This is a genomic window from Variovorax sp. CCNWLW225 (assembly GCF_037204045.1).
Taxonomy (GTDB): Bacteria; Pseudomonadota; Gammaproteobacteria; order Burkholderiales; family Burkholderiaceae_C; genus Variovorax.
Window position 1 is genome coordinate 1 of record NZ_JBBCBV010000054.1, and the last position, 589, is coordinate 589.

At 65.9% G+C, this 589-nt stretch carries 1 pseudogene; it reads right to left on the minus strand.

Going from position 1 to position 589, the window contains the following annotated elements:
• Positions 1-432 (minus strand): annotated as a pseudogene (locus V9L20_RS27290) (hypothetical protein); the annotation flags it as partial.
• Positions 433-589: the final 157 nt, after the last annotated feature.

Here is a 589-nt window from a genome sequence, read left to right on the forward strand (position 1 = left end):
GCCAGCCTCGTCCCCGACAGCACAAGCCAGGTACGGATCGTCGCCGGGCAGCGCGGGGTTCTCGATGAGCAACCGTTCGGCCACGGCGGGCCGGTGGGCGTTGTTGCCGCCAGCGACATCGCCGGCATAGACCATGGACAGCCATCGGCGCACCGCCAGGTTCGGATCGTCGGCGAGCGCGCGGCGCGCATGGACGAAGAGCTGCAGGTCGGCCCAAGAGGGAAAGCCATGCTCCCGCGCCAGGCACGACTGTGCGTCGTGCAGGCGCAAGGACATGGCGAGCAGGTCCTTGTTCTCCTTGCCGCGAGCCGCAGGCAGAGATTCGCGGAATCGCTGCATCGCCGCGGCATCTTCACGACGATAAAGGGTGAGCAATTCCTTGGCCTGCTTCTTCAGCTGGCCAATGTCGGGACGAGGGGGAACGCGCTTCATGGACACCTCCGTGCATCAGATGCCGATGACCCGCAGTGTCGGCTGCACAAAAGGCGTGGATGGGAGATCGAGGCAAGTGGGTTCAACCCTTCCCGCGGGCCCGGGCGCGTCTTGCACGCGGGGGGATCATAAAACATGCTGGTGCGGCGCGGACTTC